Origin of the sequence: Mycobacterium sp. (assembly GCF_032159565.1) — a bacterium.
In the GTDB taxonomy this organism is placed as follows: domain Bacteria; phylum Actinomycetota; class Actinomycetes; order Mycobacteriales; family Mycobacteriaceae; genus Mycobacterium.
This window is the reverse complement of the sequence record NZ_JAVHWR010000117.1, coordinates 1-5,966: the sequence shown is the minus strand read 5'-3', so window position 1 is coordinate 5,966 and position 5,966 is coordinate 1. Positions and strand designations below refer to the sequence as shown.

Genomic DNA, 5,966 nt, shown 5'->3' with positions numbered 1-5,966 from the left:
CGACACGGATACAGTGCCCTTCGTGGGCTTGGTCATTCCGGAGAACGAGTAGCTGTCGCCATCGGGATCTGAGGCGCTCACCCAGCCCTTGATGGGCCCGTTGCTCGCCGCGGGCGCACCGACCTCGAGGGTGCCTGCGACGGGAGCCTGGTCCCTCAGTGCAATCGTGGTGCTCACGGTAACGCTCTTCACCCCACCGTGCCCGTCGTCGACGGTAACCGTGAATTTGTCGGTGCCGATGGCGTTTTTGACCCGTGCCCGCTGTCGGGCAGCGACGGAGGGGTCATAGGTGAAGCTTCCGTCCGGGTTCCGTTGCGACGAACTCGTCCGATTCGGTGTGGTCCGGGAGGGTACTCGCAAGCGCTAGTGGCGTTCCCAAATCACCACGGCCGGGTCGCCTCGCGCAGGTGGTCCTCGGAGGAGCTGATGGCACAAGAGGATGAGCAAAGCAACGTCGAGCAGGCCGGCAAGGGCCATCACCCTATGGTGGGTCAACCACACGACCCCGGCGAGGGCCCGATCGCCGAGGCTGAGCGAATCGCGGCCGCACAGAGTTCGGATGCGCAGCCGCTCGGCTCGCCCGGGCCGCCGATCAACAGGCGCTCGCCGTTCTTCATCGGGATGACGGCGGCCGCGGGGGTCGCCATCACCTACGCGGCGGTACGCGGTTTAGTGCTGGCCTCGTCGATGCTGCTCCTGATCGGAGTCGCCTTCTTCGTCGCGTTGGGACTTGAACCGGCCGTGTCCTGGCTTGTTAACCGGCGGGTTCCGCGCTGGGCTGCGGTCACGGTGGTGTTCGTGATCGCACTGGCGGTGATTGGCGGATCTGTGGCGGCGGCGATTCCGCCGCTGGTGGACCAGGCGCGCCAATTCATCAGCCATGCCCCGCACTACATGCAGGAGGTACAGAGTCATTCATCGTTTCTCGGCCGGCTCAACGATCGATTCCATGTCCAGCAGAAGATCACCGACACAATGAACGGCTCGGGCGGAAGCATGGTCTCGGAGGTTCTCAAAGCCGGCAAGACCGTCTTCGGCACCATCACGGATCTTTTGATCGGGTTGGTACTTACGGTGTATTTGCTGCTCAACCTGCCCGACATCCGCGCGACGCTGTATCGGTTCGCTCCCGCCTCGCGGCGGCCCCGCACGATCCTGATCGGCGACCGCATCTTCGCCAAGGTCGGCACCTACATGATCGGCAACCTCGTCATCTCGATCATCGCGGGACTCTCAACCTTCATCTGGATGATGATCTTCGGCATCCCCTATCCGCTCCTGTTGGCGATTCTCGTTGCGTTGCTCGATCTCATCCCGTTCGGGTCCACCGTCGCGGGAATCCTCGTGGCCGCGGTGGCGCTCACCGTGTCGGTGCCGGTCGGTATCACGACCCTGGCGTTTTACCTCGTGTTCCGATTGGCGGAGGACTACCTGCTGGTGCCCAAGATCATCGGCAAGGCCGTCGAAGTTCCGGCGGTCGCGACGCTGGTGGCCGTTCTTGTAGGCGGGGAATTGCTCGGGCTCGTGGGAGCGCTCGTTGCGATCCCGGTGGCCGCCGCGATTCAACTGCTCGTCCAAGAGGTGTTGTTCGTGCGGCTCGACCAAATGTAGCGAGTTCAGACGGCAGCAGCTCCTCGCTTCGTCGCTGGCCTGAAGAGTATGCGCCACTTACTTGTAGCAGTAGGCGTCGCCGCAGCGGCCGTGTTGTCCGCTGCACCGGCTTACGCCGACCCTGCCCCTGACCCACACATGCCCAACATGCAGGCTGGCTACTGCCCCGGCGGTGGTATGGAGTCCCAGATTTCTCTCGCCTATTGCGACGGGGTGCCTTACCTGACGGCTCGTACTGGCACACGATTCAGCACCGAGCGCCGATCATCGGTCACCCGTATAAACTTCTTTCGCCGGGCCTTCAGTGTGTTGTGCGTGCTGGCGCGATCCCCCAGCCAGCACCACCGGGCGGCCGTGGTGGGGCCGCACCACCGGCGCCACCTCCGTAGCAGCGCCCGCGAATGCCTTCGCATTAGTCGGCCCGAGTGTTAGGCAAAGGTTTCGCCGTCAGCGCGAATTCCAATGATCGCACGGCTGACGGAGTTCCAGCCTTCGTCACCCTTCGGCAGCAATCAAAACTTCGACCTACGGATCATGAATCCGTATTCGGCGCGCGCGACCAGGCGAACAGTTCGATCCGCTGCATCAAATCTCCTCGCAACATCATATTCCGCTGTTGCCGGGACGCATGCAGTACGGCTACAAATCGCTCCTGAAACGCGGGGGTGACGACACGCAAGGCGGCGTTATCTATACGAAGTCGCTTGATCTGGAGCCGTCACAGGCACGGTAAACCGCGTTATGGATGCATGAACAAAGGTCGGCAAAACGCGGTCCTTCCGCGACTGGGGCGAGTCGGGCACCGCGCCCGGGCAGCCGCGGCACGAACGAGTGCGCCGCCGAGAAACTGCCCGCTTTCGCTCAAAGGTTTCTCGACTACCGCGGGAATCCCGATCTTGTTGTTTGTCTGGATTCTCCGAACCGCACTGGCAGTGCCACGTGTGGCCCACTGATCCAAGGAGCGTCGTTGGTGTAAAACCAAATTCCCGCTGCCGCAACAACGTTGCGAGCTTTGTCAACCGTGCTTGCTGATGCTTGACGAGCTTCGCCAGACCTGCCGATGCAGTTGACGTGGAGGGTGGTCAGGTGGCGCTGATGAGCCGTGCGATGGTGCGCATTGATGTAAGATCCAGCCGCCGGCGGCATCGATGGTCGCGCCGGTGATGTAGGAGGCTTCCGGGGACAGCAGGAATGCCGCGACCGCGGCGATTTCAGGCGGTTCGGCCAGCCGGCCCAGCGCATTCATCGAGCCGATTACCGCGTCGCTCGGAAGTCCGCTCAACGCCGGGCGTGTGTATTCTCGAGCGTATTGGGACGCCATATCGGTGCCAGTACCGCCCGGCGCAATCGCGTTGATGGCGATGCCCTTTCCGGCCAACTCCGGTGCCAGATTGAGCACCATGGCCGACACCGCGGCCTTGCTCGCTGCGTATGCCATTGCAGTTACCGCACGTATCAGTGCGCCTCAAGGAAGGTGATCACAGCGAGGACCCGGCGATGGTCATCGTCGGTTTCGGGCAGGTTGAGCTTGGTCAGGATGCTGCGCACGTGCTTTTCGACGGTGCTCTGGCTGACCCAAAGACGATGGGCGATACCGGCATTCGACCGGCCCTCGGCCATCAGCGCCAGCACCTCCTTTTCGCGCGCAGTGAGGACCGCTAGCGGGTCATCGTGTCGGCGCGCGGACACTAACTCCTGCACCAGTGCGGGGTCCACGACCGATGCGCCCTTGGCGACGCGCTGCAACGTGTCGATGAAGTCCGCGACGTCGGTCACCCGGCTCTTGAGCAGATACCCGATGCTGCGTCCTCCGGCCAGCAGCTCCATTGCGTGCTCGATCTCGACATGGGCCGAGAGCACGACGACGGCGACGTGCGGCATTTCCTCGCGAATGACGCGGGCCGCATCGAGCCCTTCGGTGAAGTGGTCAGGCGGCATTCGAATATCGGTCACCACCAAGTCGGGCGTCGTTTCGCGAACGATGGCGAGGAGTTGTACGGCGTCACCGGCTTGCCCGACCACGTCGAAGCCGGAGCGTTCCAACAGGCTCGCCAGACCCTCGCGCAGCAACAGGTCGTCCTCCGCCAGCAGGACGCGCACCCGACTCACCGGGGCCGTCGCAATCCGCGCCGGGCCGGATCGGCGCGTTGCGCCACCGTCGACACCGGGCGGCACGTCCATGTCGTCGACGGCCAGACCGTGGCGACTTTGGATGTGGCGCAACATGTTCCCAAGGTCGGCCGCCGTTGCCGGCCGATCGTCGGGACTGCTCGCCATTGCGTGTTCGATTGCGGCGCTGACATCCTCGGGTATTTGAACCAGGTCCCGTGCCGCGGTCGGCTCGGCGGCGAGCCTCAGGAACTGGGCCACTACCTGCTCACCGGTGCGGCGTTCGAAGGCGGCGTGACCGGTGAGAGCGCAAAACAGGGTCGCGCCCAAACTGTACAAGTCGGAAGCAGGACTCGGACTGTGGCCCAACAGGACCTCAGGTGCCGTGAACGCCGGGGATCCGGTGATGATGCCGGTGCCGGTTTCGAATCCGCCGGAAATCCGCGCGATGCCGAAGTCGGCCAACTGAGGCTCGCCGTACTCTGTGAGCAGAATGTTGGCCGGTTTGATGTCACGATGCAGCGTGCCCAGCCGATGCGCCGTCTCGACGGCGCCGGCAATCTTCACTCCGATGCGCAGTGTCTCGGCCCACGAGAGTGGGCCATCGGCGTGGACGCGTGCACGCAGGGAGTCACGCGGGTGGTATTGCATGACGATGAACGGCCGGCCCGACGTCGTGGTGCCGACGTCAAAAATACTGACGATGTTCGGATGCCCGCAGAGTTTGCCCATCGCACGCTGCTCGCGCAGGAACCGCTCGATGTTGTCGGAATCGAGGTCCGTGCTGAGGACCTTCACCGCGACGACGCGGTCCAATGAACGCTGCTGGCAACGGTAGACCGCTCCGAAGCCGCCAGCACCGACCTCAGCGGCGCCATCGAGCCCCGCCGCGGCCAACTCCGCGGCGATAGTCGGCGGTAGATCACACCGGCCGACGGGCGGTTTGCATTCGGCCATCAGCCACCTCGGCCCCGATACTCGATACCCTGCGATTGCACATCCATGCAATGACACCTCGAAGCGATCAGTCGAGCATAACGCCTGCCGAGGTGCCATCTCGGCGGGTCGGTGAGGGAGCTTCGAACAGAATCCTGGAGGGCAATGACGTCCCCGCGACGGAACGCCTGCGAGCAAGTCGGGCTCAACGAGCGCTGACCCCAAGTAGGGATAACCGGTAGAGGTGCACGCCGGTTAACAGGTGATGCAAGTGGGTGCCAGTGTCGTCGAAATCGCAGGCCAAGGGCGAGAAGCTAATGAGACCCAATCCAGTTTGGAGGAGTTCTCATCATGAAGCTTTATTTCGCAACTGCCGCCGCAACCTTCGGAATCGCCACCGTCGCCGCTCTGGGATTCGCAGGACCGGCGGCAGCCGCCCCCATGGGAGGTCGGGACGCCGCCGGCGCCGTCAGCGATCTGCGGGGCCAGGGCTACGCCGTGCAAGTCGAAGTCCAAGACGGCCCACGGGATGTCCCGTTGTCCGAGTGCACAGTTAACGACGTGAACGGCCTCCGCGGCGATAACTCTTCGGGCCAGCCGCTGAAGCCCGCAGAGCTGGGCACCGTCTACGTTGTCGTCGAGTGCCCCTCAAACGGCTCAAACTGATGCGGGATGGAGCAGATGGGTGCAGCCGGCGCCGTCGTAGACTGTCAAGTTCCGGCACCCGCTTGACAGATGAATTCACAGCGCCCCGGTTGGGACCCGATTCTCGACACGCTGCGCCGCAACGAACGACATACCCGTGGCCGACGTGTGTTCGGCCCCCCGCCGTAGCCATCAACCGATCACCAGGGCGCCTAACTCTGAGCTGACCGTCACTTCGTCCTCAATCTCTTGCTGCATATCGGCCAGGCGCCCCAGCCCTGCCGTGCCCGTGACCTCGGCGATCGCGAGTTGCTCTTCCCGGGTGGCCAGGTCGGCGCGCGGCGCGTAACGCAGTCCGCCGTGGCGCTCCCAGGTGTTCTGTTCGAACTGCACGCCGCCGTAGAAGACGTTGCCGGTGTTGATGGCCCAGTTGCCTCCGGCCTCACAGGCGGCCAGCGCATCCCACGTCGCGCCGTTGCTCACCGGCGGCACCATGGTGCCCGGCTTGGCGCCGACCCGCACTACCGACGGCCGGGCGGGTGTCACGATGTCGTGAGCCGTCAGCCGTCGGCCGGTTTCGACGCCGTTGACCATAGACACTGCGAAGGTGACGTCCTGGGTGCCGGGTACGCCGGGATCCTCGACAACGTAGCGGCTCATGTTCA

The 5,966-nt window shown here is 64.0% G+C and carries 5 protein-coding genes and 1 pseudogene; 2 read left to right on the top strand and 4 right to left on the bottom strand.

Going from position 1 to position 5,966, the window contains the following annotated elements:
- Positions 1-360: Ig-like domain-containing protein (locus tag QOC76_RS14645; RefSeq protein ID WP_526357561.1), on the bottom strand; the 360-nt coding region annotated here is incomplete at its 3' end.
- Between the two features lie 66 nt (positions 361-426).
- Here QOC76_RS14645 and QOC76_RS14640 point away from each other — a divergent pair.
- Positions 427-1,611 (top strand): AI-2E family transporter, encoded by a 1,185-nt coding sequence (locus QOC76_RS14640; RefSeq protein ID WP_526357560.1) that lies wholly within the window; start codon positions 427-429, stop codon positions 1,609-1,611.
- Positions 1,612-2,626: 1,015 nt separating this feature from the next.
- Here QOC76_RS14640 and QOC76_RS14635 read toward each other — a convergent pair.
- Together QOC76_RS14635 and QOC76_RS14630 are read right to left on the bottom strand one after the other, a co-directional pair.
- On the bottom strand, positions 2,627-3,049 hold the full coding sequence (locus QOC76_RS14635; RefSeq protein WP_526357559.1) for an SDR family NAD(P)-dependent oxidoreductase: 423 nt from the start codon (positions 3,047-3,049) through the stop codon (positions 2,627-2,629).
- 17 nt (positions 3,050-3,066) lie between these two features.
- Positions 3,067-4,677, bottom strand: coding sequence for a protein kinase domain-containing protein (locus QOC76_RS14630; RefSeq protein ID WP_526357558.1), 1,611 nt, complete (start codon positions 4,675-4,677; stop codon positions 3,067-3,069).
- Positions 4,678-5,007: 330 nt separating this feature from the next.
- On the opposite strand from QOC76_RS14630, the gene QOC76_RS14625 reads away from it, so the two are divergent.
- A complete protein-coding gene (locus tag QOC76_RS14625; RefSeq protein ID WP_526357557.1) occupies positions 5,008-5,322 on the top strand; it encodes a hypothetical protein in 315 nt (104 codons plus the stop codon).
- 209 nt (positions 5,323-5,531) lie between these two features.
- Here the strand turns inward: QOC76_RS14625 and QOC76_RS14620 are convergent.
- Positions 5,532-5,966: pseudogene (locus tag QOC76_RS14620) on the bottom strand (transglycosylase family protein); the annotation flags it as partial.

Bases quoted from the DNA above. Each gene is read 5' to 3' on its own strand.
- QOC76_RS14640 (WP_526357560.1), top strand. From the start codon at position 427: ATGGCACAAGAGGATGAGCAAAGCAACGTCGAGCAGGCCGGCAAGGGC.
- QOC76_RS14625 (WP_526357557.1), top strand. From the start codon at position 5,008: ATGAAGCTTTATTTCGCAACTGCCGCCGCAACCTTCGGAATCGCCACC.
- QOC76_RS14630 (WP_526357558.1), bottom strand. From the start codon at position 4,677: ATGGCCGAATGCAAACCGCCCGTCGGCCGGTGTGATCTACCGCCGACT.
- QOC76_RS14635 (WP_526357559.1), bottom strand. From the start codon at position 3,049: ATGGCATACGCAGCGAGCAAGGCCGCGGTGTCGGCCATGGTGCTCAAT.